The organism is Sphingomonas pseudosanguinis (assembly GCF_052056765.1).
Lineage (GTDB): Bacteria > Pseudomonadota > Alphaproteobacteria > Sphingomonadales > Sphingomonadaceae > Sphingomonas > Sphingomonas pseudosanguinis.
The window spans coordinates 3,202,942-3,229,014 of record NZ_CP189888.1; the positions used below are offsets into that span (position 1 = coordinate 3,202,942).

Annotated in this window: 18 protein-coding genes, 2 tRNA genes and 1 riboswitch; of the genes, 8 read left to right on the plus strand and 12 right to left on the minus strand. The window is 67.0% G+C overall.

Going from position 1 to position 26,073, the window contains the following annotated elements:
* The first annotated feature begins 150 nt into the window (after positions 1 to 150).
* Positions 151 to 1,350: a PQQ-dependent sugar dehydrogenase gene (locus ACQHGV_RS14635; protein WP_440980218.1), complete on the plus strand. Its 1,200-nt coding sequence runs from the start codon at positions 151 to 153 to the stop codon at positions 1,348 to 1,350.
* 104 nt (positions 1,351 to 1,454) lie between these two features.
* Positions 1,455 to 2,696 (plus strand): ROK family protein, encoded by a 1,242-nt coding sequence (locus ACQHGV_RS14640; RefSeq protein ID WP_440978735.1) that lies wholly within the window; start codon positions 1,455 to 1,457, stop codon positions 2,694 to 2,696.
* A 196-nt stretch (positions 2,697 to 2,892) separates the two neighbouring features.
* Here ACQHGV_RS14640 and ACQHGV_RS14645 read toward each other — a convergent pair whose 3' ends face one another.
* Both ACQHGV_RS14645 and ACQHGV_RS14650 read right to left on the minus strand, forming a co-directional pair.
* Positions 2,893 to 4,305 (minus strand): sugar porter family MFS transporter, encoded by a 1,413-nt coding sequence (locus ACQHGV_RS14645; RefSeq protein ID WP_440978736.1) that lies wholly within the window; start codon positions 4,303 to 4,305, stop codon positions 2,893 to 2,895.
* 349 nt (positions 4,306 to 4,654) lie between these two features.
* On the minus strand, positions 4,655 to 5,722 hold the full coding sequence (locus ACQHGV_RS14650; protein ID WP_183949643.1) for a LacI family DNA-binding transcriptional regulator: 1,068 nt from the start codon (positions 5,720 to 5,722) through the stop codon (positions 4,655 to 4,657).
* Positions 5,723 to 5,834: 112 nt separating this feature from the next.
* Positions 5,835 to 5,946, plus strand: a riboswitch (SAM-I-IV-variant riboswitch).
* A 47-nt stretch (positions 5,947 to 5,993) separates the two neighbouring features.
* Here ACQHGV_RS14650 and ACQHGV_RS14655 point away from each other — a divergent pair.
* Both ACQHGV_RS14655 and ACQHGV_RS14660 read left to right on the plus strand, forming a co-directional pair.
* Entirely contained in the window at positions 5,994 to 7,049 is a 1,056-nt protein-coding gene (locus ACQHGV_RS14655) for a threonine aldolase family protein (RefSeq protein WP_440978737.1), read from the plus strand.
* Between the two features lie 94 nt (positions 7,050 to 7,143).
* Positions 7,144 to 7,416, plus strand: coding sequence for a hypothetical protein (locus ACQHGV_RS14660; RefSeq protein WP_440978738.1), 273 nt, complete (start codon positions 7,144 to 7,146; stop codon positions 7,414 to 7,416).
* 30 nt (positions 7,417 to 7,446) lie between these two features.
* On the opposite strand, the gene ACQHGV_RS14665 is transcribed toward ACQHGV_RS14660, so the two are convergent.
* The 8 genes from ACQHGV_RS14665 to ACQHGV_RS14700 form a co-directional block, all read right to left on the minus strand.
* Positions 7,447 to 7,725 carry a hypothetical protein gene (locus tag ACQHGV_RS14665; protein ID WP_440978739.1) on the minus strand — a complete coding sequence of 93 codons (279 nt, stop codon included), beginning with the start codon at positions 7,723 to 7,725 and terminating at the stop codon, positions 7,447 to 7,449.
* A gap of 27 nt (positions 7,726 to 7,752) precedes the next feature.
* On the minus strand, positions 7,753 to 8,274 hold the full coding sequence (locus ACQHGV_RS14670; RefSeq protein ID WP_440978740.1) for an OmpA family protein: 522 nt from the start codon (positions 8,272 to 8,274) through the stop codon (positions 7,753 to 7,755).
* A gap of 123 nt (positions 8,275 to 8,397) precedes the next feature.
* On the minus strand, positions 8,398 to 9,477 hold the full coding sequence (locus ACQHGV_RS14675) for an AI-2E family transporter (protein ID WP_440978741.1): 1,080 nt from the start codon (positions 9,475 to 9,477) through the stop codon (positions 8,398 to 8,400).
* Positions 9,478 to 9,825: 348 nt separating this feature from the next.
* The gene (gene gltB / locus ACQHGV_RS14680) at positions 9,826 to 14,340 is read right to left on the minus strand and encodes a glutamate synthase large subunit (RefSeq protein WP_440978742.1); all 4,515 of its coding nucleotides are present in this window, start codon (positions 14,338 to 14,340) and stop codon (positions 9,826 to 9,828) included.
* Positions 14,340 to 14,930: a DUF2059 domain-containing protein gene (locus ACQHGV_RS14685; protein ID WP_440978743.1), complete on the minus strand. Its 591-nt coding sequence runs from the start codon at positions 14,928 to 14,930 to the stop codon at positions 14,340 to 14,342. The genes gltB and ACQHGV_RS14685 overlap by 1 nt, the downstream gene beginning before the upstream one ends.
* Positions 14,927 to 16,378 (minus strand): NAD(P)-dependent oxidoreductase, encoded by a 1,452-nt coding sequence (locus ACQHGV_RS14690; protein WP_440978744.1) that lies wholly within the window; start codon positions 16,376 to 16,378, stop codon positions 14,927 to 14,929. The genes ACQHGV_RS14685 and ACQHGV_RS14690 overlap by 4 nt, the downstream gene beginning before the upstream one ends.
* Positions 16,379 to 16,531: 153 nt before the next feature.
* On the minus strand, positions 16,532 to 17,341 hold the full coding sequence (locus tag ACQHGV_RS14695; RefSeq protein ID WP_440978745.1) for an undecaprenyl-diphosphate phosphatase: 810 nt from the start codon (positions 17,339 to 17,341) through the stop codon (positions 16,532 to 16,534).
* Positions 17,342 to 17,424: 83 nt separating this feature from the next.
* Positions 17,425 to 18,357, minus strand: coding sequence for a complex I NDUFA9 subunit family protein (locus tag ACQHGV_RS14700; protein ID WP_440978746.1), 933 nt, complete (start codon positions 18,355 to 18,357; stop codon positions 17,425 to 17,427).
* A 104-nt stretch (positions 18,358 to 18,461) separates the two neighbouring features.
* On the opposite strand from ACQHGV_RS14700, the gene ACQHGV_RS14705 reads away from it, so the two are divergent.
* Positions 18,462 to 18,548 (plus strand) — tRNA-Leu (locus ACQHGV_RS14705).
* Between the two features lie 299 nt (positions 18,549 to 18,847).
* Positions 18,848 to 21,124 (plus strand): glycosyltransferase, encoded by a 2,277-nt coding sequence (locus tag ACQHGV_RS14710; protein ID WP_440978747.1) that lies wholly within the window; start codon positions 18,848 to 18,850, stop codon positions 21,122 to 21,124.
* Positions 21,125 to 21,163: 39 nt separating this feature from the next.
* Here ACQHGV_RS14710 and ACQHGV_RS14715 read toward each other — a convergent pair whose 3' ends face one another.
* Entirely contained in the window at positions 21,164 to 23,269 is a 2,106-nt protein-coding gene (locus tag ACQHGV_RS14715) for a TonB-dependent siderophore receptor (RefSeq protein WP_440978748.1), read from the minus strand.
* Positions 23,270 to 23,569: 300 nt separating this feature from the next.
* Positions 23,570 to 23,643, minus strand: a tRNA-Gln gene (locus ACQHGV_RS14720).
* 171 nt (positions 23,644 to 23,814) lie between these two features.
* Here ACQHGV_RS14720 and ACQHGV_RS14725 point away from each other — a divergent pair.
* Together ACQHGV_RS14725 and ACQHGV_RS14730 are read left to right on the plus strand one after the other, a co-directional pair.
* Entirely contained in the window at positions 23,815 to 24,858 is a 1,044-nt protein-coding gene (locus ACQHGV_RS14725; RefSeq protein ID WP_440978749.1) for a Ppx/GppA phosphatase family protein, read from the plus strand.
* Positions 24,855 to 25,547: an RlmE family RNA methyltransferase gene (locus ACQHGV_RS14730; protein ID WP_440978750.1), complete on the plus strand. Its 693-nt coding sequence runs from the start codon at positions 24,855 to 24,857 to the stop codon at positions 25,545 to 25,547. Before ACQHGV_RS14725 ends, ACQHGV_RS14730 begins: the two co-directional genes overlap by 4 nt.
* The last annotated feature ends 526 nt before the right edge of the window (positions 25,548 to 26,073 follow it).

The window sequence follows — 26,073 nt, forward strand, 5'->3', positions numbered from 1 at the left end:
CGCAGCCTCTTTCACCCGACGATGTAAGAGAATGGCCCATTCTATAGCTGGAATGGCATGACGAAACAAGCTGCCATCTCGAAGCGTTAGCGGCCCGCCGGGCCGACATGGTCCATCCGGGTCCAAATGGCCCCTCCGGGAGAGTCGATGATGAAGATGCCGTTGCTTGCCGCCCTGCCGGTGGCCCTTCTCGCCTGTTCGGGCAATGGTCCCGGCCCCGACGAGACGGGGAACACGCCCCCGGTGACGGTGACCCCCGGCACGCCCAGTCCCTCGCCCTCCGCCTCCGCCACCCCGCCCGCGACGGTCGTCGACGGACAGCCCTTCGGCCGGACCGTCATCGCCGATTTCGATGCGCCCTGGGCGATGACCTTCCTGCCCGACCGGCGGATGCTGGTGACCGAGAAGGACGGGCGGATGCTGCTCGTCACCGCCGACGGGCAGGCGCGACAGACGGTGGCGACCGTCGCGGTCGATTCGGCGGGCCAGGGCGGCCTGATGGACGTGGTCCTCGCCCCCGATTTCGCGCAGAGCCGACGCGTCTATTTCACCTATTCGGCCGCCGCCGATGGCGGCAAGCGCGTGGTGCTGGCGCGCGGGCGTTTGCAGGAGGCGAACGGCACCGCGCAGCTGACCGGTATCGAGACATTGTGGACCGCGACCCCGGCGGTGACGGGCGACGGCCATTATTCGGGCCGAATCGCCTTCTCTCCCGATGGCCAGTATCTGTTCCTGACCGCCGGCGACCGACAGAAGTTCACGCCCGCGCAGGACCCCAAGGCGACGTTGGGCAAGGTGCTGCGTCTGACCCCGGAAGGCCAGCCGGCGCCGGGCAATCCGCTGGCGGCGCAGGGGTTCGATCCGGCCGTCTGGTCCTATGGCCATCGCAACCTGCTCGGCCTCGCCTTCGACGCCAGCGGCAATCTGTGGGAACAGGAAATGGGGCCCAAGGGCGGCGACGAGGTCAATCTGATCCTGCCGGGGCGCAACTATGGCTGGCCCAATGCGTCCAACGGATCGCATTATGACGGCCGCGACATTCCCGACCACCGCGCCGGCGACGGCTATGAAGCGCCCAAGGTCTGGTGGAACCCGGTCATCTCGCCGGGCGGGCTGATGATCTATTCGGGCTCGCTCTTCCCGCAATGGCGCGGCGACGCCTTTATCGGCGGCCTGTCGAGCAAGGCGCTGATCCGCGTCGACCTGAACGGCACCAGCGCCGCCAAGGGCGACCAGTGGGACATGGGCGCGCGCATCCGCGAGGTCGAGCAAGGGCCGGACGGCGCCATCTATGTCCTGGAGGATGGCGGCGATTCGCAGGGACGCCTGATCAAGCTGACCCCGGCCTGATCGCCCGCTCCCCCGATCCGTGCCGTTATCGTTTGCGCGACGGTGACGGCACGGCTTGACCTGATACCCCCATCGTGTCGAAGAAGCGGTGGGGAGAGACATAGATGACATCGCCGCACCCGATTCCACCGGGCCGCCGCCGCGTCGAGGGACATTCGCGCGACGCCCGGTTGTCGCGCGGGCTGTCGGGCACCAATCTGGAGCGCGCGGGCGATTATAATCTACGCACCGTGCTGCAGGTCATCCGCGTCCACCGCGAGTCGACCCGCGTCGCGATCGCCCAGCAGACCGGGCTGACCGCGCCGACCATCGCCAACATCACCGGCCGGCTGACCGAGATGGGGCTGATCCGCCATGCCGGGCGGCTGCATGGCGGGCGCGGCCAGCCGGCGCTCAAGATCGAGCTGTGTCCCGACGGCGCGTTCGGCATCGGCCTGACCATCGACCGCGACCACCTGTCGCTCGCCATTCTCGACCTGACCGGGCGGGTGCGGGCGCGTACGACGCGCGAGATCGCCTTCGCCGGCCCCGACCAGGTACTGGCCTTCGTGCAGGAGGCGCTGCCCGCCGCGCTGGTCGAGGGCGATGTCGCGCACGACCGCATATTGGGCGTCGGCGTCGCGATGCCCGACGATGTCGGCCGCTCGCTGCCCGACCAGCCCCAAGGCTATGACCAGTGGGACGCGATCGATCTGGACGCGCTGCTCGGCCCGGTCCTGCCCTGGCCGATCTACCGCGACAATGACGCCGCCGCCGCCGCGCTGGGCGAGACGCAATATGACGAAGCGTTCGACTGCCCCAGCTTCTTCTATCTGCTGATCACCGCCGGCCTGGGCGGCGGGTTGGTGATCGATCGCAGCTATCATCGCGGCGCGCATGGCCGGTCGGGGGAGATCGGGCTGATGCCCGACCCGACGGCCGGGCGTGCGGGCGCGGTGGTGCAGGACTGCGTATCGCTCGCCGCGCTGCGCACCCGGCTGGCGGCGGTGGGGCAGAGCCTCGCCTCGCCCGAGGCGCTGGCGACGATGGACGATCCGGCGGCGCGCGCGGTCATCGACCGGTGGGTCGCCGATTCGGTCGCGGCGCTGGTCCAGCCGCTGGTCGCGGTCACCACCCTGTTCGACCCCGACGCGATCCTGATCGGTGGGCGCCTGCCCGCCTGCCTCAACGCGCGGCTGGCGGCCGCCGTCGCGCAGGCGCTGGCGGCGATCGACCTGCCCACCCGGCCCGACATCCGCCCGGCGCATATGGCGCAGGACGCCCCCGCGATCGGCGCGGCGATGCTGCCCTTCATGGACAGGCTGCTGCCGTCCGATTCGATCCTGATCCAGGCCGGGCGGGGTTAGGCACCCGACTCCCATCCCCCGCTCCGTTCAGCCTGAGCGCAGTCGAAGGCCACGCTGAAACCTGTCCCAACGCCTTTGAGGCCACCGGACTCCCTTGGCCTTCGACTTCGCTCAGGCTGAACGGAGGGTGGAAAAAAGAAAGGCCCGCCTCCTTGGGGAAGGCGGGCCTGTCAGGCGTCTCACATCATGATGGCGATTATCCCGCCATATCCTCCAGCTCGCGACCCCGGGTTTCGTTGACCATGGCGCGGACGAAGAAGAACGACACCGCCGCGAAGAACGCATAGCCGAAATAGGTCACGCTCAGGCCCGGCGACACCGCAAGCGCGGGGAAGCTGACCGAGATGGCGGCATTGGCGATCCACTGGGCAAAGCCCGACACGGCCAGGCCCGATCCGCGAATCTGGTTCGGGAACATCTCGCCCAGCATGACCCACATGACGGGACCCCAGCTGGCGTTGAAAAAGATAACGTACAGGTTCGCCGCGACCAGCGCGATCACGCCGTTGTTACCCGGCAGCGACACCGCGCCGTCCGCACCCGTGACGGCGGTCGAGAAGGCATAAGCGACGATCGCCAGCGTCACCGCCATGCCCGCCGAACCGATCAGCAGCAGCGGCTTGCGGCCGATCTTGTCGACGGTCGCGATGGTGAACAGGCAGGCCGCGATCGACAGCACGCCCGACAGGATGTTGGTCTGGAGCGCGTAATCCTCGGAAAAGCCGACCGCCTCCCACAGCGTCGCGCCGTAATAGAAGACGACGTTGATGCCGACGAGCTGCTGGAACACCGCGAGGCCGATGCCCGCCCACAGGATCGGGCGGATCTTGCCGGTGGTCTTGTCGATCAGGTCGGACAGCTTGGGCTTGTGCTGGTCGGCGGCAAGCGAGCGGCGGATGTCCGCGACCTTGCGGGTCGCCTCGGCCTCGCCGAAAAGCTTGGTCAGGACGGTATGCGCGTCGGCATCGCGGCCCTTGGCGACCAGGAAGCGCGGGCTTTCCGGAATGATCGACAGCGCCGCGAAATAGACCGCCGCCGGGATCGCCTGCAGCCAGAACATCCAGCGCCAGGCGGGATAGCCCAGCCAGAATTCGGCGGTCGAACCACCGGCATAACGCGCCAGCGCGAAGTTGGCGACGAAGGCGCCGGTCAGGCCGGTGATGATCATCACCTGCTGCACGCTCGACAAACGGCCGCGAATCGAGGCCGGGGTCACTTCGGAAATATAGACGGGCGAGATGACGCTGGCCGCGCCGACGCCCAGGCCGCCGATGATGCGCGCCAGGATGAAGATGGCCGAACTGTTGGCCGCCCCCGCCAGAATGGCGCTGACCAGGAACAGGCCGGCGGCGAGCATCATCACGTTGCGGCGGCCGATCGCATCGGCCAGCCGGCCGGCGCCGAACGCACCGATCGCCGAGCCGACCAGGATCGCGCCGACATTGACGCCGACGCCCAGGCGACCGAGGTCGAACGCGGCCTCCAGCCCCTTCTGGGTGCCGTTGATGACGCCCGAGTCATAGCCGAACATGAAGCCGCCAATGGTCGCGACGACCACGATGGCGGCGATGAAACCATGATTGACGCGCGCGGCGTCCAATCCTCTCACATTATCGGTCACTCGGGCCCTCTCCTCGTCCGTGCGTGGCGTCTTCGCCTATCCGTACGGCAATGTCCTGTCACCGGCGCGATTCACCGCCAGCCATAATGGTAACGCTATCTTAAAACATCGCGCCGTCAAGCGGATGTACACACGGTTCGTCCCGCTTCGCCGCAGAGCAGATCGACATTCCAGCAAATGCCACGGATTCCTCCCCTGCAAGGGGAGGGGGACCACCGGAAGGGTGGTGGAGGGGTGTCCCCGGTGGTGAGGAACGTCCCAGCTCTCCGGCCGGGACACCCCTCCGTCAGGCCTTCGGCCTGCCACCTTCCCTTCCAGGGGAGGAATAGACGAAACCCTAGATCCCGCGCGGCCTACGCCGGGGCGCGGCATCGGACTGGCGCCGGATCAGGCTATAGTCGAGCAGGCGATGCGGCGGTGCCTCGGCGTTCTTCTGGCGGATGACGGTCGCCATCATCTCGACGGCGGCGCGCGCCATGTCGGCGATCGGCTGGTGAATCGTGGTCAGCTCGGGCCAGATCGTCGTCGACAGCGTGGTGTCGTCGAAGCCGCAGACGGTCAGGTCGCTGGGCACGTCCAGCCCGCGGCGATGCGCCACCGCCACCGTCGCCGCCGCCATGTCGTCGTTCGACGCGATGATCGCGGTGGGCGGCTCGGCCAGGTCGAGCAGCCGCTCGGCCGCGTCCAGTCCCGAGCGATAGGTATAGAGGCCGGGCGCGACCAGATCCTCGTCGAACGGCACGCCGAGAGCGTCGAGCGCGGCGCGGAAGCCTTCGTACCGCCGTGCGCTGGCGGTCAGATTGGGGTTGCCGCAGATGAAGCCGATGCGCCGATGGCCCAGCGTCATGACATGCCGGGTCATCGCCTCGGCCGCCGCGCGGTCGTCGATCTGCACCGCCATCGTCGCCTCGGGCATCTCCTCGGGCGGACGGCCGGTCGCGACCACCACGGCGGGCACCCCGGCCTCGCGCAGCAGGGTCAGCACCGCCTCCGCCTCGCACAGGGGCGGCGGCAGGATCACACCGTCGATCCCGCCCTTGATCAGGTGACGCGCGACCTCGACCTCATGGTCGCCGATCTCGCATTTCTCGACCACCATCTGCACGTCGAGCCGTGAGGCCTGGTCGAGCGTGCCGAGCAGGAACTCGCTGAGGAACCCCTGGCTGGGGTTGCTGTAGAGCATGCCGACCCGGATCTGTGCCGCACCCGCCAGGCTGCGCGCCGCCGGATTGGGCGCATAGTTGAGCTGCGCGATCGCCGCTTCCACCTTTTCGCGGGTGACGGGGCGGACATTGGCTTCGTTGTTGATGACGCGCGAGACGGTCATCAACGACACGCCGGCGACCCGCGCGACATCGCTGATCGTGGGAGCGCTGCTGCCGCGCCGCGTGGTCCTGATGCTCATAACGTTTACGCTTCCACGTTTCGCACCCGATACGCAATGCTTTGCGCGGCTTTTATGACCGTTGCCGCATCGATACGCGCTTGATTCACACCGTCCTTGGGGCTAGGCGCCGCGCCAGCATCAAGAGTCGGGCCAATGCCCGGCACCAACCTGCCCCCCGGCAAGGTGGTGCCTCTCCGGATATGGGGAGGGATGTGGCCGAACCGGCAACAACGGGACGATCCGCCACATTCCTCATCTCCGACTCGCGACACGGACGGAAGGATTTGTGATGGACGCGGTTATTCCCCAGCAATTCGCCAGCGACAATTACGCCGGAATCTGTCCCGAGGCGTGGGCGGCGATGGCCGAGGCGAATCGCGGCTATGTCCCGGCTTACGGCGAGGACCCGTTCACCGACCGCGCCGCCGACGCGTTCCGCACGCTGTTCCAGACCAAGTGCGAGGTCTTCTTCGCCTTTAACGGCACAGCGGCCAACTCGCTGGCGCTGGCCGCGCTTTGCCAGAGCTATCACAGCGTCATCTGTTCGGCCTCCGCGCATGTCGAGACGGATGAGTGCGGCGCGCCCGAATTCTTCTCCAACGGATCGAAGCTGCTCGTCGCGCAGACCGAGGACGGCAAGCTGACCCCCGAGGCGGTGCGCGCGCTCGCCACCGGCCGCTCGGACATCCACTTCCCGAAACCCCGCGCGGTGACGATCACCCAGCCGACCGAGACGGGTCAGGTCTATACGCTGGCCGAGATTCACGCGCTGTCGGCGACCTGCCGCGAACTGGGCCTGCGGCTGCACATGGACGGCGCGCGCTTCGCCAATGCCTGTGCCGCGCTCGGCTGCTCGCCCGCCGACATGACGTGGCGCGCGGGCGTCGACGTATTGTGCTTCGGCGGCACCAAGAACGGCATGGCGGTCGGCGAGGCGATCCTGTTCTTCGATCCTGCGCTGGCGGAGGATTTCGACTATCGCTGCAAACAGGCGGGGCAGCTGGCGTCCAAGATGCGCTATCTGGCCGCGCCCTGGATCGGCATGCTCGACAGCGGCGCGTGGCTGCGCAACGCCGCGCACGCCAATGCCTGTGCGCAAAGGCTGGCGGCGCGAGTTGCGGGGCTGCCCGGCATCGCGCCGATGTTCCCGGTCGAGGCGAATGCCGTCTTCCTGAGCGCGCCGCCGGCAGTGCTGGAGGGGCTGCGCGCCAGGGGCTGGCGCTTCTATACCTTCATCGGCGGCGGCGCGCGCTTCATGTTCGCTTGGGACGCCGATCCGGCGCGCGTGGACGAACTGGGTGACGACATCGCGGCCGTGGCGATGGAGGCGTTGCAGGCGGCGTGACGGATCGGGGCCGCCCCTGGCCCCTTCCCGTTCAACCGCTTGATAAGTCTGCATTCCTGTCGCATCCTCGCTACACAAGAGGGAGGAGGACAGGATGAATCGAGTCTGGACAGCGATCGCCGCCACGGCGATCCTGATAACGGCCGCACCGGCCATGGCCCAGTCGGCCGAACCAGCGCCGGCACCCGCGCCGAAACCAAAGAAGACCTGTCGCTCGCTGACGCCGACCGGGTCCTTCATGCCGACCCGCGTCTGCAATACCGAAGCCCAGTGGCGCGAGTTCGACGGGGTCAATCAGCAGGGCGTGGGCGAGTTTCGCCGCGCGCTCAACATGACCAGCACCAACGAGCGCAACCGGCGGAATTGAGCGGCCAAGGGCGGTGATCCCGCCCTGGCCTCAGCGGGAGCTCCAGCTCAGATGCTTCATCGGCTTATCGGTATGCACGCTGCGCCACGACCCGCCATCGAAATATTGGCATGAATCCCATTCGTTGATCGACCATGCCCGCGTCTTGACCCCATGGTCGCGGCCATATTGCCGGCATCGGTCGCCATCCGCGTTGCCCATGACGGTTACGAGCGTCACACCGGCGATGATCAAGGCCGATACGGCCAGTTTCCATGGCTTGAAGGTTATCGCGTGCGGGCTTTCCATCGCGTCAGGATGCGCGGGCATGCGACAGGTGACAAGCCGATGGCGCACTCATTTCGTGACCTCGATCTCCACCCGGCGGTTGCGCGCGCGGCCGGCGCGGTCGTCGCTGCCATCGGGTTTGGCGTTGGGGGCGATGGGACGGGTCTCGCCGAGCGCGATCACCTGCATGTGGTCCCGCGCGATACCTTTACCCGCCAGATAGTCGCGCACCGCCTCGGCCCGCTGGCGCGACATGCGGCGATTGCCCGCATCGTCGCCATCGCTGTCCGAATGACCACGCAGGGTCAGGCGACCGCTCCGCACCGCCGGCTCGGCCGCCAGCCGGTCGAGCACCGTCCTCGCTTCCCGGTTCAGCGAAGCCCCGCCCTCGGGAAAGCCGATTACCATCGCGTCCGATCGCGTCTCCGTGGTGCTGGGTGCCTTGGCGCTCGGCGAAGGCTCGGGCACGGGCAGTTCGAGCGAGGTACCGCTGGAGCCCGCCCGGCGCGCCACCGCACCGCCATCGCCGCACCCCGCCAACAGTCCGGCAAGCCCGGCCATCATCCCCCAGGCCCCCAGTCGCAATCGCATGTCCCTACCCCATTGTCCGGCCCGATCCGGCCGGCCCGCCCCGGGCGCGGACCATAGGTAGCGCGAGGGCCCGGCGCAAACCGGCTTTGCACGCGCCGCCGGTCCGAAATGGGCCGGCGCGGGTCAGGCGGTTTCCGTCTCGGGCAGCGCGACGCCGCGCTCTTCACTCAGGATGCGCCAGCCCGCCAGGAAGAGCGCCGCGACCACCGGGCCGACGACGATGCCGCTCAGCCCCAGCAACTCGATCCCGCCCAGCGTGGTCAGCAGCACGATCCAGTCCGGCAGGCCGGTGTCGCGCCCGACCAGGATAGGCCGCAGGATATTGTCGGCCAGGCCGATGACCAGCACGCCCGAGGCGATGACCACCGCCCCCTGCCAGATCGCACCGGTGGCGAGCAGATAGATGGCGACCGGCCCCCAGATGATCGCCGGCCCGATCGCGGGCAGCAGCGCCGCGATCGCCATCAGCACGCCCCAGAGTAGCGCGGCCGGAACCCCGACGATCCAGAAGGTGATCGCCCCCAGCGCGCCCTGCACCAGCCCGACGATCACCGACCCCTTGATGGTGGCACGCACCACCGCGACGAAGGTCTCGGTCAACCGCGCGGCCACCCCCTGCTCCAGCGGCAGCGCGCGGACGAAGGCGGGGCCCAAACGCTCACCGTCGCGGATCAGGAAGAAGGCGACATAAAGGCCGACGCCAAAGGCCAGCGCGAAGGCGAAGGCGTTGCGACCGATCGACAGCGCCTGGGACGCGATCTGGCTGACGCTGCTGCTCAGCGTGCGCGAGATGCGCTGTTGCAGCCCCTCTAGGCTGCCCATGCCCGAATTGTCCATCGCCTGGCGGAGGCGCGTGGGAAGCGCGTCGCGCACCTGCTGGAAATATTGCGCGAAGTCGATCTGGCCACTGCGCATCTTCAGATAGACGCCCGACGCCTGGTCGACGACCATGCTACCGATCAGCAGCGTCGGGACGACGACCGCGAAGGTGATGATCAACATGGTCAGCCCGGCGGCCAGATTGCGCCGCCCGCCGGTCTTGGTCAGCAGCCATTGGAACAGCGACCGGAACAGGATCGCCGCCAGCGCCGCCCAGAGCAGCGCGATCAGAAAGCTGGAGATCACCGCCGTCAGGCCGATGGTGATCAGCGCGAGGAACAGGATGAACCCCCCGCGTTCGATCTTCTGCCGATCGATGGTCATGCTGCCGTCCCCTTTCCGCATCGCGCCCCAACCGTCACGGCGGCGGAACGGTTCCGTGATCTGGTTCAGGGGATGGCGGCGATGGCAGGAATGCGCAAACCCCCGCCCCCCCCGTTCAGCCTGAGCGACGTCGAAGGCCAAGGGAATCCCGTCGCCCCGTGCGCGTGGATAGGAAGTCGTGTGGCCTTCGACTTCGCTCAGGCTGAACGGAGGTTTTAGTCATTCCTCCCCTGCAAGGGGAGGTGGCAGCCCGGAGGGCTGACGGAGGGGTGTCACGGTCAGCGGGGACACCCCTCCACCATGCTTCGCATGGTCCCCCTCCCCTTGCAGGGGAGGAAAAGTACAGCCCTACTCCGCCGCCACCGCCGCGACGCTGTCGTCGAGCGGGTGCGCCAGACGGGTCAGCATTTCCTTCGGGCAGACCTGCCAGAAATGCCCGGCCACACGGTCCCAATCCTCCAGCAGGCCCTTCGACCACTTGCTGTCGGTACGCGCGGCATGCTCCTCAATCAGGCCGCGCAGCACGCCTTCCCAAAGCGCCGAAGCCAGGCGCTGCCACACGATATTCTCGGGGTTGGCGCGGCGCGCGAAGCGCTCTTCGGGGTCGTAGATGAAGGCCATACCGCCGGTCATGCCAGCGCCGAAATTGGCACCGACCTCACCCAGAACCACGGCCACGCCGCCGGTCATGTACTCGCACCCGTTCGCGCCGCAGCCTTCGACCACCACGGTCGCGCCCGAGTTGCGGACCGCGAACCGCTCGCCCGCCTGGCCCGCCGCGAACAGCTTGCCCGAGGTTGCGCCGTAGAGGACGGTATTGCCGATGATCGTGTTCTTGTGGCTGGCCAGCGGCGAGCTGACCGCCGGACGCACGATGATCGTGCCGCCCGACAGGCCCTTGCCGACATAGTCGTTGGCGTCGCCGAACACCTCCAAAGTGATGCCCTTGCACAGGAAGGCACCCAGCGACTGGCCTGCGCTCCCACGCAACCGCACGGTGACGTGGCCGTCGGCCAGCTTGCTCATCCCGAACTTGCGGGTGATCTCGCTCGACAGGCGGGTGCCGACCGCGCGGTGGGTGTTGCGCACCGAATAGGTCAGCTGCATCTTCTCACCGCGCGAGAAGACGGCGGCCGCGTCCTTGATGATCTGCGCATCCAGGCTGTCGGGCACTTCGTTGCGGAAGGTCGACAGGCTGAACCGCCGCTCGGCATCGGTCGCATCGACCTTGGCCAGCACCGGATTGAGGTCGAGATCGTCGAGATGCTCGGCGCCACGGCTGACCTGCCGCAGCAGCTCGGTCCGCCCGATCACCTCGTCCAGCGAACGCACGCCGAGGCGCGCCAGGATGTCGCGGACTTCCTCGGCGATGAAGGTCATCAGGTTGATGACCTTTTCCGGCGTGCCGGTGAATTTGGCGCGAAGCCGCTCGTCCTGCACGCAGACGCCGACCGGGCAGGTGTTCGAATGGCACTGGCGCACCATGATGCAGCCCATCGCCACTAGCGACAGCGTGCCGATGCCGAACTCCTCCGCGCCCAGGATCGCCGCGATCACGATGTCGCGGCCGGTCTTCAGGCCACCATCGGCGCGCAGGCGGATGCGACCGCGCAGGCCGTTGAGGGTCAGCGTCTGGTTGACCTCCGACAGACCCATTTCCCACGGGGTCCCGGCGTACTTGATCGAGGTCTGGGGCGAGGCGCCCGTGCCGCCGACATGGCCCGACACCAGGATGACGTCAGCATGCGCCTTGGCCACGCCCGCCGCGACCGTGCCGATGCCCGCCGAGCTGACCAGCTTCACGCAGACGCGTGCCCGTGGGTTGATCTGCTTGCAATCATAGATGAGCTGCGCGAGATCCTCGATCGAGTAGATGTCGTGGTGCGGCGGCGGCGAGATCAGCGTCACGCCCGGCGTCGCATGGCGCAGCTTGGCGATGAACTCGGTCACCTTGAAGCCGGGCAGCTGCCCGCCCTCGCCGGGCTTCGCTCCTTGCGCGACCTTGATCTCGATCTCATCGCAGGCGTTCAGATATTCCGCCGTCACGCCGAAGCGGCCGGACGCGATCTGCTTGATCGTCGAGTTGGCGTTGTCGCCATTGTCATAGGGCTGGTAACGCAGCTTGTCCTCGCCGCCCTCGCCCGACACGGCCTTCGCGCCGATCCGGTTCATCGCGATCGCCAGCGTCTCATGCGCCTCGGGCGACAGTGCGCCCAGCGACATGCCCGGCGTCACGAAGCGCTTGCGAATTTCGGTGATCGCCTCGACCTGATCGACCGGCACACCCTCGTTCGGGAAGTTGAACTGGAGCAGGTCGCGCAAATAGACCGGCGGCAGATCGCCGACGCCGCGCGCGAATTGCAGGTACGTCGAGTAGCTGTCGGTCGCGACCGCCGTCTGCAACAGGTGCATCAGCTGCGCCGAATAGGCATGCGTCTCGCCGCCGTCGCGTTGGCGATAGAAGCCGCCGATCGGCAGCGTCGCGACATGCTGGTCCCAGGCCGCTTCGTGGCGGACCATCGCCGAGTAATGGAGCGAGTTGTAACCCTCGCCCGAGATCTTGGCGGGCATGCCCGGGAACAGGTCGTTGACCAGCGCGCGGGACAGACCGACCGCCTCGAAATTATAGCCGCCACGATAGCTGGAGATCACCGCAATCCCCATCTTGGCCATGATCTTGAGCAGGCCGTCCTCGATCGCGGTGCGATGGTTGGTCAGGCATTGTTCGATGGTCAGATCGCCGAACAGGCCACGGCCATGACGGTCGATGATCGCGGCTTCGGCCAGATAGGCGTTCACCGTGGTCGCGCCGACGCCGATCAGCACCGCATAATAATGGGTGTCGAGACATTCGGCCGAGCGGACATTGATCGACGCATAGCTGCGCAGGCCCCGACGGACGAGATGCGTGTGCACCGCCGCCGCCGCCAGCACGCCCGCGATGGCGACCCGGCCCTCGGAGACATGCTCGTCGGTCAGGAACAGCTCGGAGCGCCCTTCGCGCACCGCCTGTTCGGCCTGGTTGCGGATGCGCTGGATCGCGGCGCGCAGACGGTCGGGACCGCCATCGGCCTCGAAGGTGCAGTCGATCTCGGCCGCCGAACGGCCGAAATGCGTCTTCAGACGGTGCCAATCGGCGCCGGTCAGGACCGGGGACGGCAGCACCAGCACGCGCTCGCGCCGATCCTCGGTGTCGAGGATGTTGGCGAGATTGCCGAACCGGGTCTTGAGCGACATCACATAGCGTTCGCGCAAGCTGTCGATCGGCGGGTTCGTGACCTGGCTGAAGTTCTGGCGGAAGAACTGGCTGATCAGGCGCGGCTTGTCGGAGATGACCGCCAGCGGCGTGTCGTCACCCATCGATCCGATGGCTTCCTTGCCCCCCTCGGCCATGGGCGACAGGATCAGCTCCATATCCTCCATGGTCTGGCCGGCCGCGACCTGACGGCGCAGCATTTCGGCGCGCGGCATCCGCACCAGTGCTTCCTCTTCGGTGGGCGCGGGCAGCTGGTCCATGGTCAGGAACTCGCCGATCATCGCGGCATAGTCCTGCTCACCCGAGATCTGGTCCTTGATCGCGCGGTCGTCGTAGAGCTTGCCCTCGGCCAGATCGACGGCGATCATCTGCCCCGGCCCCAGGCGCCCCTTGGCGGTGATGGTGGCTTCCGGCACCACGACCATGCCGCTTTCCGACCCCACGATCAGCAGGCCGTCGGCGGTCAGCGTGTAGCGCAGCGGGCGCAGCGCGTTGCGGTCCATGCCCGCCACCGCCCAGCGGCCATCGGTCATGGCGAGTGCGGCGGGACCGTCCCATGGCTCCATGACGGAGGCGAGATACTGGTACATGTCGGCATGCGCCTTGGGCGCGTCGAGATCCTTCTGCCACGCCTCGGGCACCAGCATCAGCTTGGCGGTCGGCGCGTCGCGGCCCGACCGACAAATCGCCTCGAACACCGCGTCGAGCGCGGCGGTATCGGATGCGCCCGCCGGGATCACCGGCTTGATATCCTCCGAATTGTCGCCGAACGCGATCGAGGCCATCCGGATCTCGTGGCTGAGCATCCAGTTCTTGTTGCCGCGGATCGTGTTGATCTCCCCGTTATGCGCGAGGCAGCGGAACGGCTGCGCCAGCCACCATTGCGGGAAGGTGTTGGTCGAATAACGCTGGTGGAAGATCGCCACGCGGCTCTCGAACCGGTGATCCTGCAGGTCGGGATAAAAGACCGACAGGCTCTCGGCCAGGAACAGCCCCTTGTAGATGATCGAGCGGCAGGACAGCGAACAGATATAGAAGCCGCTGATCTGCGCCGCGATCACCCGCTTTTCGATGCGGCGGCGGATCAGATACAGGTTCTTCTCGAACTCGGCGGCGTCGACCTCGTCGGGCATCGGCCCGGCGATCATGATCTGCTCGATCTCGGGACGCGTCGCCTGCGCCTTCAACCCGATGACCGACACGTCGACCGGCACCTGGCGCCAGCCATAGATGGTATAGCCCGCCTCGATGATGACGCTCTCGACGATGGTGCGGCAGGTCTCCTGCGCGCCCAGATCGGTGCGCGGCATGAAGATCATGCCGACCGCCAGCCGGTTCGGCAGCACCTTGTGCCCCGACGCCGCGATCGCGTCGTCGAAGAAGCGATGCGGCAGGTCGACGTGCAGACCCGCCCCGTCGCCGGTCTTGCCGTCCGCATCCACCGCGCCGCGATGCCACACCGCCTTCAGCGCATCGATCGCCGACTGGACGACCCGGCGCGAGGGCTGGCCATCGGTGGCCGCGACCATGCCGACGCCGCATGCATCGCCCTCGAACTCTGGGCGGTACATGCCATGCTCGGCGAGATATTGGCGCTGATCGGTCATCACTTCTTATCCTGCTGGGTCGCTTCGATGTCCTTGACCATCGCGGCGATGTCGTCCTGCATGTGGGTCATCGCCTGGCTCATCAATTTGCGCTGCCAAGCGGCGATGTCGGGGTCGGCCATGATCGAGAACGAGTTGGCCACATAGGCCTGGCCGGTCGGGGTCGCGAAAAACCGCTTCAGATCGTCCAGCTGGGCGACATCGAAGCGGCGGGCATAGGCGCGCGACATCGCATCGACCATGCCGGGAAGCGATTCACGCAACATGGTTCCGGTCCGTGCGTCCTGTTTGGCCAGGAACTGATCGAATGCGGCCTTGGCCTTCGGATCGCCCAGCATCTTTTGCATGCCCTCGGACTGCATGATGCCTTGCCGCATATTGGCCTGCATCGGGGTCAGCATCGACTGGATCATGGCTTCGCGCGTCGCGGGCGGCATGATCTGGTCGAGCAATTGCCGGGCCGAGGCGAGGCGCGCCGCATCAGGTTCGGCGACGGCAGCTGCGGGCGCGGCCACCGGGGCGGCCTGTGCAAAGGCCACGCCCGGAGTGAGCATCGCGACCAACGCGATCAGGGAAGCGTTCCGTCTCACGCCGCTTGCCTTTCACGCACACCGGTCTTCGCCCGCGCCTTGAGCCACTGGTGCATCGCCTTGGCGACGTCGCGACCGTCACGGATCGCCCACACGACCAGCGAGGCACCGCGCACGATGTCACCCGCCGCGAACACACCGTCGAGGCTGGTCATCAGCGTGCGGCCATCGACCAGCACCGTGCCCCAGCGGCTGACGCCCAGTTCGGCGGTGCCGAACAGGCTGGGCAGGTCTTCCGCGTCGAAGCCCAGCGCCTTGATGATCATGTCCGCGTCCAGCAGATGGTCGGCACCCGGCTCGGCCTCCGGCGCGCGGCGGCCCGAAGCGTCCGGCGCGCCCAGCCGCATCTTGGCGGCGCGCACGCCCGTCACCGTCTCGCCACCCTCGAAGCCCAAAGGCGCGGAGAGCCAGACGAACTCGGCGCCCTCTTCTTCCGCATTGGCGACTTCGCGCTGCGAGCCGGGCATGTTGGCGCGGTCGCGGCGATAGAGGCACTTCACCGACTTGGCGCCCTGGCGGATCGCGGTGCGGACACAGTCCATCGCGGTGTCGCCGCCGCCGATCACGACGACATTCTTGCCCTCGGCGTTCAGCGAGCCGTTCTCGAACGCCTCGACGGTATCGCCGAAGCTCTTGCGGTTGGAGGCCGTCAGATAGTCGAGCGCGGCGATCACGCCGTTCGCACCCGATCCGTCCACATCCACATTGCGCGCCTTATACACGCCGGTCGCGATCAGCACCGCGTCATGACGGCGGCGCAGGTCCTCCAGCGTCGCGTCTTGGCCGACCGCGAAACCTTCGTGGAAGACGATGCCGCCCGCCTTCAGCCGCTCGACCCGGCGCATGACGACGGGCTTTTCCAGCTTGAAGCCGGGGATACCATAGGTCAGCAGCCCGCCCGCCCGGTCGTGCCGGTCATAGACATGCACCTCGTAACCCGAGACGCGCAGATATTCCGCCGCCGTCAGGCCCGCAGGCCCCGCGCCGATCACCGCGACCGACTGACCGCGCGCCGGTCCGGGGACCAGCGGCTCGACCCAGCCTTCTTCCCAGGCGGTGTCGGTGATGAACTTCTCGACCGATCCGATCGTGACCGCGCCGTGGCCCGAAAATTCGATGACGCAATTGCCCTCGCACAGCCGGTCCTGCGGGCAGATACGGCCGCAAATCTCGGGCATGGTCGAGGTGGCGTTGGACAGCTCATAGGCTTCGCGCAGGCGCCCCTCGGCGGTCAGGCGCAGCCAGTCGGGGATATGATTGTGCAGCGGGCAATGGACCGAGCAATAGGGCACGCCGCATTGCGAGCAGCGCCCGGCCTGATCCTCTGCCGCCGGGGGCGCATAGCGCTCGGCGATCTCGCGGAAATCCTCCGCGCGGGTCTCCGCGGCCCGCTTGGCCGGATAGGCCTGATCGCGGCCTACAAACTTCAGCATAGAATCGTTCGCCATATGCGCCTCCGAAGAGCCGGATATTGCGCGAACGATCCTATGTCACGCCAAAAGCGACATATAGGAAAGCCAAGCTGTCCTATTTATTCGCCATTTCGTCGACCAGCCCTATCTATTGCGAAAGACCCGCAATAAAATAGGGCCGATATGGTATCAATGCATCGTCAGCAGGGCGAGTGCGATCGAACCGGCGACGATTCGATACCAGGCAAAGGGGCCAAAGCCGTGCTTGCCGACGATGCCGACGAACCAGCGCACGACCAGCAGCGCGACGATGAACGACACGACGAAGCCGATCCCGATCTCCAGCGGACCGACGCTGTTGCCGGCGCGCATTGCGTCCAGATGCCCCGCCGTCTCGACCACGCTGGCGCCCAGCATGGTGGGGATGGCGAGGAAGAAGCTGAATTCGGCGGCCGTGCGCCGCTCGACGCCCAGGGTCAGCGCGCCCAGGATCGTCGCGCCCGAGCGGCTGACTCCGGGGATCATCGCCAGACACTGGAGGAAGCCGACGCCCAGCGCGGTCCTGGCCGGCACGGCGGCGATGCCGCGCGTGGTGCCGGGCTTCACCAGCCGCTCGATGACCAGGATCGCGATACCGCCGACGATCAGCGCGACGGCGACGACCTTGGGCTGGAGCAGCAGCGCCTCGATATGCTTCTTGGCCAGCACGCCGATGACGGCGGCGGGAATGAAGGCGATCAGCAGGTTGCGCACGAAGCGGACCGAACCGGGATCGCGCTTGGCGAGGCCGACCATGACGGTCCAGAAGGTCCGCCAATAGAGGACGACGACCGCCAGGATCGCGCCCAGCTGGATGACGATGTTGAACATCTGCCACCGCGCATCGTCATAGCCGAGCAGCGCACCCGCCAGGATCAGGTGCCCGGTGGAGGACACCGGCAGGAATTCGGTGACACCCTCGACAATGCCCAGGATGATGGCGGCCAGCAGATCGTTCACATGCGTCCCCAAGAAAAAGCCCCGCCGCCATAAGGCGACGGGGCGTCGAGCGAAACGACAAAGACGTGCTTGCCCGGGACGGCTCAGGCCGTCAGCGTCTCGGTCCGTCGTCCGAAACGGCCCGCCTTGCGGAACCGCACCAGATAATCGGGCGCGATCGCGGCGAGCGGCTCGGCCGTCACGCCCAGCTCGGCCAGACCCGGCGCACTGGCGGCAACGACATTGTCCTGTTGCAGCATCAGCCACTGGTCCCGGGTGATCGGCGAGCCGGGCACCCGCGCCAGCAGCGCGCCGGCGGCGTCGGGCAGCTCGAGGAAATGGGGCGTGCGGCCCAGCGTCTTGGCGATCCAGCGGACCAGCTCGCCCATGGAAATGACATCGGGGCCGCCCAGCTCATAGGTGCGGCCGCCATGCGCCTCGGGATCGCGCAGCGCCGCGGCGATCGCCTCGCCGACATCGCCGGCGAACACCGGCTGGAACTTCACGCCCGCGCGCAGGATCGGCACGACCGGCGCCGACACCATGCCGGCGAAGCGGTTCACGAACTGATCCTCGCGCCCGAATACGATCGAGGGGCGCAGGATGGTGGCGTTCGGGAAGGCCTGGCGCACCGCCGCCTCGCCCTCGCCCTTGGAACGCGCATAGGCCGCTTGGCCGTTGGCATCGGCGCCGATCGCCGAGACATGCGCCAGCGCCGCCGCGCCCGCCGCGCGGGCGGCCTCGGCGACGGTACGCGCGCCCTCGACATGCACGGCCTGCATCTTGCCGCCCATCACCCCGACCAGATTGACGACCGCATCCGCGCCCTCGACCGCGCGGGCGACCGTGTCGGGGCGGGTGATGTCGGCGGCGACGAACTGCGTCTGGCCCAGCCCGCCCTGCGTGCGCAGGAAATAGGCCTGGCGCGGATCGCGCTGCGCCACCCGCACCCGCGTTCCGTCGCGCATCAACTCGCGTGCGACATAGCGGCCCAGAAAGCCCCCGCCGCCGATCAGCGTCACCAGCTTGTTCGTCATGACCGTCCCTATTTCCCGAAAAAATCGTGCTGCGCCCCTTTGCCTCGCAAAAAAGCCGTTGACAAGGATTCGAACCCTCCCCTAAAGGCGCGGGCCTACCCCGTGCCCAGATGGCGGAATTGGTAGACGCACCAGCTTCAGGTGCTGGCGATCGCAAGGTCGTGGAGGTTCGAGTCCTCTTCTGGGCACCATTTTCCTCTCGTGGAGAGGATCGCAGAAAATCGTGATAATCCTGGCCGCCAAGGCGGTCCGTCACGAGGCTCTGCGCGTCCGGCGCATGTCGCCGGTATCCCCCAGCCCATCCGCCCATTCATTATCCTGCGCTCACGCGACTCGAAGACCGAAGCGCCGCCCCGTCGGGGCTTGGCGCCGCATCTCCGAAAAGACCGCCACTCCGCGCCGAGCCCCGTCGATCGCGGATAACGCAATATTAAATACGGCCGTTTACCAATCTGGCGACACACGGACTCAGCCAGAAGGTAACGCCGCCATGATTCCCAAGCGCCTCCACATCATCTGGGTCGGCGACGAGTCGAAGCGGCCGGACAATTGCATCGAGACCTGGCGCGCGATGCATCCCGACTGGGAGTTCCGGTTGTGGGGCAATCAGGACCTGTCCACGACGGCATGGGCCAACCGCGCGCATATGGATGCGATGTGGGGGCGCGAACTCAACGGCGTCGCCGACATGATGCGCTGGGAGATCCTCTATCGTCACGGCGGCGTGCTGGTCGATGCCGACAGTATCTGCGTCCGCCCGCTCGACGACCATCTGCTGGAATGCGAGGCGTTCGCCTGCTGGGAGAGCGAGGTGGCGCGGCCCGGCCTGATCGCGGCGGGCTATTTCGGGTGCGAGGCGGAAAATCCGTTCGTCGGCCAGATCATCAAGGACATCGCCGCCGAGACCAGCGTCGTCGATCGCATGGCGTGGCAGAGCGTCGGGCCGCAGCGCGTGACCGATGCCTATCGCGCCTACGGCTATAACCGGCTGCGCATCTATCCCAGCCATTATTTCATCCCGGAGCATTTCACCGGCATCACCTATGACGGCGGCGACCCGGTCTACGCGCACCAGCTCTGGGGATCGACGCGTAGCGCCTATGACGTGATCCACCAGCATTCGCTCGTGCCCGCTGGCGCGCCTGCCGTCACGTCCGCGCCCGCAACGCCCCCCGCGGCGCAGCCGGTCCCCCCGGCGGCGGAACAGGACCCAGAGCTGGCGCAGGGCCTGTTCCACCGCGTCTGGTTCGGCGACAAGCCCATCCCGCCGCATTACGAAGCCTATTGGGCGGCATGGCAAAGGCAGTTTCCGGACGCGCGCTTCATCACCTGGACCGATGCTGACCTGCCGACGCTGACCCTGTCGCGCGAGAAGATCGAGACGGTTTCGGTCCTGCCGATGCGCGCCGACATCGCGCGCTACGAGATTCTCTATCGCTTCGGCGGCATCTGCCTCGATTGCGACGTGATGCCCTATCAGCATTTCGACCCCGCCGAGATGACGCGGCTGCTGACCGTCTGCAACGAGGATGCCTCGACCGACTATTGTTCGATTGGCTTTATCGGCGCGCCGAAGGGCCATCCGATTTTCCGCGAACTGCTCGACCATATCATCGCCAGCGACCTCGATGAGACACGCACCAACGTCTCGACCGGGCCATGGCTGTTCGGTGCGTTTCTGAAACGCCACACGCATCGCCGGCTCGGCACCGAGGCCTTCTACCCCTATCTCTACGACCAGTCGCTGTCGGCGGTCCGCCAGAAGACGCTGGACAACAGCCTGGGCATCCACATCTGGGGCGGCTCCTGGCTGCCCGAGGCGGTGCGCAAGGACAAGGCGATGGACCTGCTCCGCAAGGGCGATCTGCAGGAACCCGCCGCGATCCTCACCGGCTATAATGACGAATGGTCGCAGGACATCGGCGTGCTGATCACGGCGATGCGCGAAACCCGTACCAGCAGCGTCGCCATCGCCTCGGTGCTGAATCAGGATCTGTCGATCGATGCCGACGATCAGATCGCGTTCGAATTCGCCAAGGTCGTCGCCTGGCTGCTCGACCATGACGGCGACCGGATGGTGTGGCAGATCGGCGCGGCCGACGGCATGCTGGTCGATCCGCTACGGCCTGTCATGATCAACTATGATCCGCCCGCCGTCCTGCTGGAGCCGAACCCCTATATGTTCGCCGCGCTCGAGCGTGGTTATCGCAAGAACCGCAACGCGATGCTGCTGCCCGTCGCCTATGGCTCCGAGGCGGGCGAGCTCACGCTCAACGCGATCAACCCGGCCAAGGTCGCCGAACTGGGCCTGCCGCGCTGGGTGATCGGGCTGTCGTCGATCTATGACGACAAGAACGCGATCGGCGGCAAGACGGTCGACGAGGCGACGAAGCTGCAAATCCAGTCCTGTATCGAGAGGATCGCGGTGCCGGTCGTCACCTACGGGGACGTGCTGGCCAAGACCGGCGGTCGTGCGGCCGACATATTGGTCGTCGATGCCGAGGGCATGGACATGGCGATCATCCTCGACATCCTCGCCCATGGCGCGCAGCCGATGGTCATCCATTTCGAGATCCAGTGCCTGGAGCCCGAGGAGCAGCACGCGCTGCTGGCCGCGCTGGAGAAGGATTATGTGGTGCTCCGCTTCGGCAACGACATGACCGCCTATCGCGCGGACGTGATCGCCGATTATGCGCGGACGCTGTATATCGAGCATGGCATGCCGACGATCTACAGCAAGGGTCTGGCGATGCTGAACGGGCTGTAACCGGCGGATCGGGGACAGCGCCGATCCGCCGCACCCAAATCAGAAACCGAAGCGCAGCTCCGCCAGCACGGTGCGCGGCGTACCCGGAAAATGCCCGCTCTGCGCCGAGAAGCCCGAGGCGGCATAGACCCGGTCGAAGAGGTTATCGACACGCAGCATCAGCTCGGCGACGCCCAGCCGCTGCGTGATCGAGGCGTCGAGGATCGTATAGGGCTTCACGGTCTGCCCCGACAGGCTGATGCGGCGCGACACATGCTCGCCGCCGAGCGCAAAGGCGGTGCCGGTCGCCGCCAGCTGATAACGGGTCCAAAAGCCCAGCTTGTGCCGGGGCGCGTTGGCGAAACGGTCGCCGACCGCATTGGTCACCGCCTGCCCGGCGATCGATCCGGTGATCCGCGCGTCGTTATAGCCGTAATTGACCAGCGCGACCCATTGCGGGGTGATGTCGGTCGACAGGTCGATCTCGAACCCCTTGCTGGTGACCTCGCCGATCGGACGCAGCTGGTCCTGGCCGTTGACCGGAGGCAGGCCGGGATCGACCTGAAGGATGTTGCGCCGCGTGATCCGATAGGCCGCCAGATTGGCCTGGAGCCGCCCGCCGAACAGGTCGGTCTTGACCCCGCCCTCATATTGATCGCCGGTCACCGGCGCGAAGGGGCCGCCGGTGTCGACCGTCTGGCTCGCCGCGGCCTGCGGCTCGAAGCTCTGCGACCAGCTGGCATAGAGCGACACGCCCGGATGCGGCTTGACGATGGCGCCGGTGCGGAAGGTCACGGCATCGTCGGTGAAGAAGCGGTCGCCGACGATGCCGTCCTCGAACCGGTCATAGCGCACGCCGCCGACCAGCATCACCGCGTCGGACAGGTTGATCCGATCCTGAAGATAACCGCCCTGCCGCTTCGTGCGGGTATCGCGCACCGTATAGGGCATCTGCGCCGCGCGTGCCGCATCGCGCCCGGCATGGCTGTAGACGGGATTGCGCAGGCTGAGCGGCGTCACGCCGGCGCGCAGGATTCGCGACTGGAAGATGTTGGTTTCGTCATACCAGTCGACGCCGGCCTGAAGATGATGCGCCACGCCCAGCAGCGCGACGCGCGCGGTCATGTTGGCCATGAAGGACAGTCCGTCGACATCGCGGATCTGGTCGCGAAACTCGCGCGCGACCAGATCGCCGCTGCCCCGCACCAGCCCGCGCGGCTCGTGATAATGCTGGGTCTCGACCGCATCGAAATAGCGCACGCCCGCATCGAAGGTGACCGCATCGCCGACCGCCGTGGCATAGCGGGCCTGATAGGCTTGCGAGGACAGATGCAGGAAGTCGGTCGGCTCGTTGGCATTCCAGCGGATGTCGGTCAGGAAATTACCGGCATCGTCGGTCAGGATGCCGCGCAGCCGGTTGCCGCGCAGGTCGTTGTCATAGACGGTCGCCTGCACCGTCAGCGTACCGCCCCTGTTGGTGCGGATGGCCAGCCCGCCGTCGCCGATCAGCGTATTGTTCCCGGTGTTGCGGCGATAGGGCGTCATCGCCTCGTGAAAGCCGCCCAGCCGGTAGCTGACGATGCCGTCCTTATCCACCGCCCCGGTCGCCTCGGCGGAGATGCCCCGCCGGGCATAATTGCCGGCGGTCGCGACCAGCCGCATCGCCGGCTTCGCATCGGGCACTTTGGACACATAGTTGATGATGCCGCCCGGCGAGCCGGGTCCGAAGAACAGCCCCACCGGCCCCTTCAACACCTCGAACCGCTCGACATTGAACAGCTGCGGCACCGAAAAGCCGATAAAGGGATTGCCGCGCATGCCGTCGTAAAAGGACTGATCCTGGCGAAAGCCCCGGAAGGTGACGCCGGCATAGCTGAAGAAGCTGACGCCCGAGATATTGCGATAGATGTCGGTCGCGTCGCGCGCGCCCTGATCGGCAATCAGGTCCTTGTTGATGACCTGTACCGCCTGGGGAATGTCGAGCGGGCTTTCCGCGCTCTTGCCGACCGTGGTGACGGGATTGCGATACAGCCGCTGCGCGCGGCCGGTAACCACGATCTCACTGCCTTCGGTGGCGTCCGGCTCCGCGACGGACGCGTCATGCGCCACCGCCGGACAGGAGCAGAAGGCGACGGACGCCAGCAGCATGGCACGAAGAATGAGCAAAACGACCCCCAAGACAGCGACTCGCTAATGCGATTTATTCGCACTAAAAGTCTTGTTTCGAGGATGCAACCGGGCGGCGGCCGATCTCACCCCCGTTCGCGCCGGATCAGACCCACGCGCGCCGCCGCCATCGGCAACCGCAAATCATCTATCTGTTTGCAACGCGGCGACTTTTGCAGTCCGGTTCCGGATGCAAAGCGGCGCGAGATTTTTTGCCGGGATCATCACCGATGTCGACCGGACGCGACGATGGCACCGTCGCTGGGCGGCGTTCGATCCGGCGATGTGAGGAGAGATGTCTGGATGCCCCGTGAGGATTCGAACCTCAATTAACGGAGTCAGAGTCCGTGGTCTTACCTTTAGACGACGGGGCACCGGACAGGGGCGTGCGTCTAGGCGGGCCGGCGGGGCTTGTCAACAGACTTTGCGCGCTTCGTGCCCCCTCGCGTCTTGTCGCATGGGTAACGACTCGCTACCTTGGTGTTCAAGCACCGGCGGACGCTCATGTCCGTGACGGATAGAACAGAATAAAGCGAGATACGGCGATGGGGGATGTTCCCACCCGAAGGCCGTACCGGCAGGCCAAGCCCCCTGCCCGTTCGGCACCGTCCCGGCCCCAGCGTGGCCGCTGGTCGGATGCGCAGGCCTATGCCGCGCTCGACCTGGGCACCAACAATTGCCGCCTGCTGATCGCGCGGCCGCAGGGTGGCGGCTTTGCGGTGGTCGACGCTTTTTCGCGGATCGTCCGGCTGGGTGAAGGGCTGGCGACGACCGGCCGGCTGTCCGATGCCGCCATCGATCGCACCATCGCCGCCCTACGGGTCTGCGCCGACAAGCTGAAGCGTCGCAACGTCACCCTGTCGCGCGCGGTCGCGACCGAGGCGTGCCGCCGCGCCGCCAACGGCCCCGCCTTCATCGCGCGCGCGCTGGCGGAGACCGGCATCCATCTCGACATCATCTCGGCCGAGGAGGAGGCGCGGCTCGCTGTGCTCGGCTGCCATGCGCTGATCGAACCGGGCGAGGACCCCGCGCTGATCTTCGACATCGGCGGCGGATCGACCGAACTGGTGCTGGTCGACACGCGCGGGCCCAACCCGCGCATCCTCGACTGGCATTCCGCGCCCTGGGGCGTCGTCTCGCTCACCGAAAGCGCCGGCGGCGGTGAGGGTGAGGCGGGGCGGCTGGAGGCCTATGCCCGGATGCGCGGTATCGTCGCCGACAGCGTCGCGCCTTTCGCCGCGCGGTTGCCGATCGATTTGCGGCGTCCGCGCCTGCTGGGCACCAGCGGGACGGTCACGACGCTGGGCAGCGTCCATCTGGGCCTCAGCCAATATGATCGCGCCGCCGTCGACGGGCTGATCGTGCCGACCGCCGCGATGCGCGCGATCAGCGCCGACCTGTCGAGGAAAAGCCTGGCCGCGCGCGGCAAGGTGGCGTGCATCGGCCCCGAACGCGCCGATCTGGTGGTGGCGGGCTGCGCCATCCTGGAGACGATATTGGACCTCTGGCCCGCCGAGCGGCTAGGGATCGCCGACCGTGGGATTCGCGAGGGAATCCTGCGCCGTTTGATGGGAATCGCCAGACCGTGAGCAGAGGAAATTCGGGGCTGCACCAGCGGGTGCGCACCGCCCGGAACCGCACCGCGCAATCGACCCGCTGGCTGGAGCGCCAGTTGAACGATCCCTATGTCCGCCGCGCCAAGGCGGAGGGGTATCGCAGCCGCGCGGCCTATAAGCTGATCGAGCTGGACGAACGGTTCGGATTTCTGCGCGGCAAGAAGCGGATCATCGATCTCGGCATCGCGCCGGGCGGCTGGAGCCAGGTGGTCCGGCGCAAGGTCCCCCATGCCAGCGTGGTCGGCATCGACCTGTTGCCGGTCGACCCGATCGACGGCGTGACCATCTTCGAGATGGACTTCATGGACGATGCCGCGCCGGACCGGCTGATGGAGGCATTGGGCGGTGCGCCCGACCTCGTGATGTCGGACATGGCCGCCAACACCGTCGGCCACCCGCAGACTGACGCACTGCGCACCATGGGCCTGGTCGAGACAGCCTTCGCCTTTGCTTGCGACGTGCTGTCGCCTGGCGGGGTGTTCGTGTCCAAGGTGTTCGCGGGCGGCGCGGACTCGCAACTGGTCGCCGAGATGAAGCGCCACTTCGCCACCGTGAAGCACGCCAAGCCGCCCTCCAGCCGCAAGGGCTCGGTCGAATGGTTCGTCGTCGCGCAGGGGTTCAAGGGACGCAAGGCCACGGTCGAGGCGGACGAGGACGCGTGATCGGGTTTCGCGTTCGTCCGGGGGCGTGATCATCACGAAGTTTGATGGCGCGCGGAGGCGCGGAGGACGCAGAGGCGGTTCGTTCTGCGCTTTTTCGATAGGCTCCAATCTCCGTTCAGCCTGAGCGCAGTCGAAGGCCACGCCGTGCGGCGGCGGTAGGGCGTGCGCTTCGACTTCGCTCAGCGTGAACGGAGGTGGGGCGGTATGCCTCTGTTCGGGCAGGGGAAGGGTTCATCGCACCATTTCGGGAAGTGCGCCCCATTCAGCTACGGGCTCCCTACCGCCCCACATACCTACCCTCCGTTCAGCCTGAGCGAGGTCGAAGGCCACGCCGTGCGGCGGCGGCGGGACATGCGCTTCGACTTCGCTCAGCGTGAACGGAGGTGGGACGGTATGCCTCTGTTCGGGCAGGGGAAGGGTTCATCGCACCATTCCGGGAAGCGCGCCCCATTCAGCTACGGGCTCCCTACCGCCCCGCATGCACACCCCCCGTTCAGCCTGAGCGAAGTCGAAGGCCACGCCATGC

What these genes read in the sequence shown, in the direction of transcription:
- ACQHGV_RS14635 (WP_440980218.1), top strand. Translation starts at nt 151, where the DNA reads ATGAAGATGCCGTTGCTTGCCGCCCTGCCGGTGGCCCTTCTCGCCTGT.
- ACQHGV_RS14640 (WP_440978735.1), top strand. Translation starts at nt 1,455, where the DNA reads ATGACATCGCCGCACCCGATTCCACCGGGCCGCCGCCGCGTCGAGGGA.
- ACQHGV_RS14650 (WP_183949643.1), bottom strand. Translation starts at nt 5,722, where the DNA reads ATGAGCATCAGGACCACGCGGCGCGGCAGCAGCGCTCCCACGATCAGC.
- ACQHGV_RS14655 (WP_440978737.1), top strand. Translation starts at nt 5,994, where the DNA reads ATGGACGCGGTTATTCCCCAGCAATTCGCCAGCGACAATTACGCCGGA.
- ACQHGV_RS14660 (WP_440978738.1), top strand. Translation starts at nt 7,144, where the DNA reads ATGAATCGAGTCTGGACAGCGATCGCCGCCACGGCGATCCTGATAACG.
- ACQHGV_RS14665 (WP_440978739.1), bottom strand. Translation starts at nt 7,725, where the DNA reads ATGCCCGCGCATCCTGACGCGATGGAAAGCCCGCACGCGATAACCTTC.
- ACQHGV_RS14670 (WP_440978740.1), bottom strand. Translation starts at nt 8,274, where the DNA reads ATGCGATTGCGACTGGGGGCCTGGGGGATGATGGCCGGGCTTGCCGGA.
- ACQHGV_RS14675 (WP_440978741.1), bottom strand. Translation starts at nt 9,477, where the DNA reads ATGACCATCGATCGGCAGAAGATCGAACGCGGGGGGTTCATCCTGTTC.
- gltB (WP_440978742.1), bottom strand. Translation starts at nt 14,340, where the DNA reads ATGACCGATCAGCGCCAATATCTCGCCGAGCATGGCATGTACCGCCCA.
- ACQHGV_RS14690 (WP_440978744.1), bottom strand. Translation starts at nt 16,378, where the DNA reads ATGGCGAACGATTCTATGCTGAAGTTTGTAGGCCGCGATCAGGCCTAT.
- ACQHGV_RS14700 (WP_440978746.1), bottom strand. Translation starts at nt 18,357, where the DNA reads ATGACGAACAAGCTGGTGACGCTGATCGGCGGCGGGGGCTTTCTGGGC.
- ACQHGV_RS14710 (WP_440978747.1), top strand. Translation starts at nt 18,848, where the DNA reads ATGATTCCCAAGCGCCTCCACATCATCTGGGTCGGCGACGAGTCGAAG.
- ACQHGV_RS14725 (WP_440978749.1), top strand. Translation starts at nt 23,815, where the DNA reads ATGGGGGATGTTCCCACCCGAAGGCCGTACCGGCAGGCCAAGCCCCCT.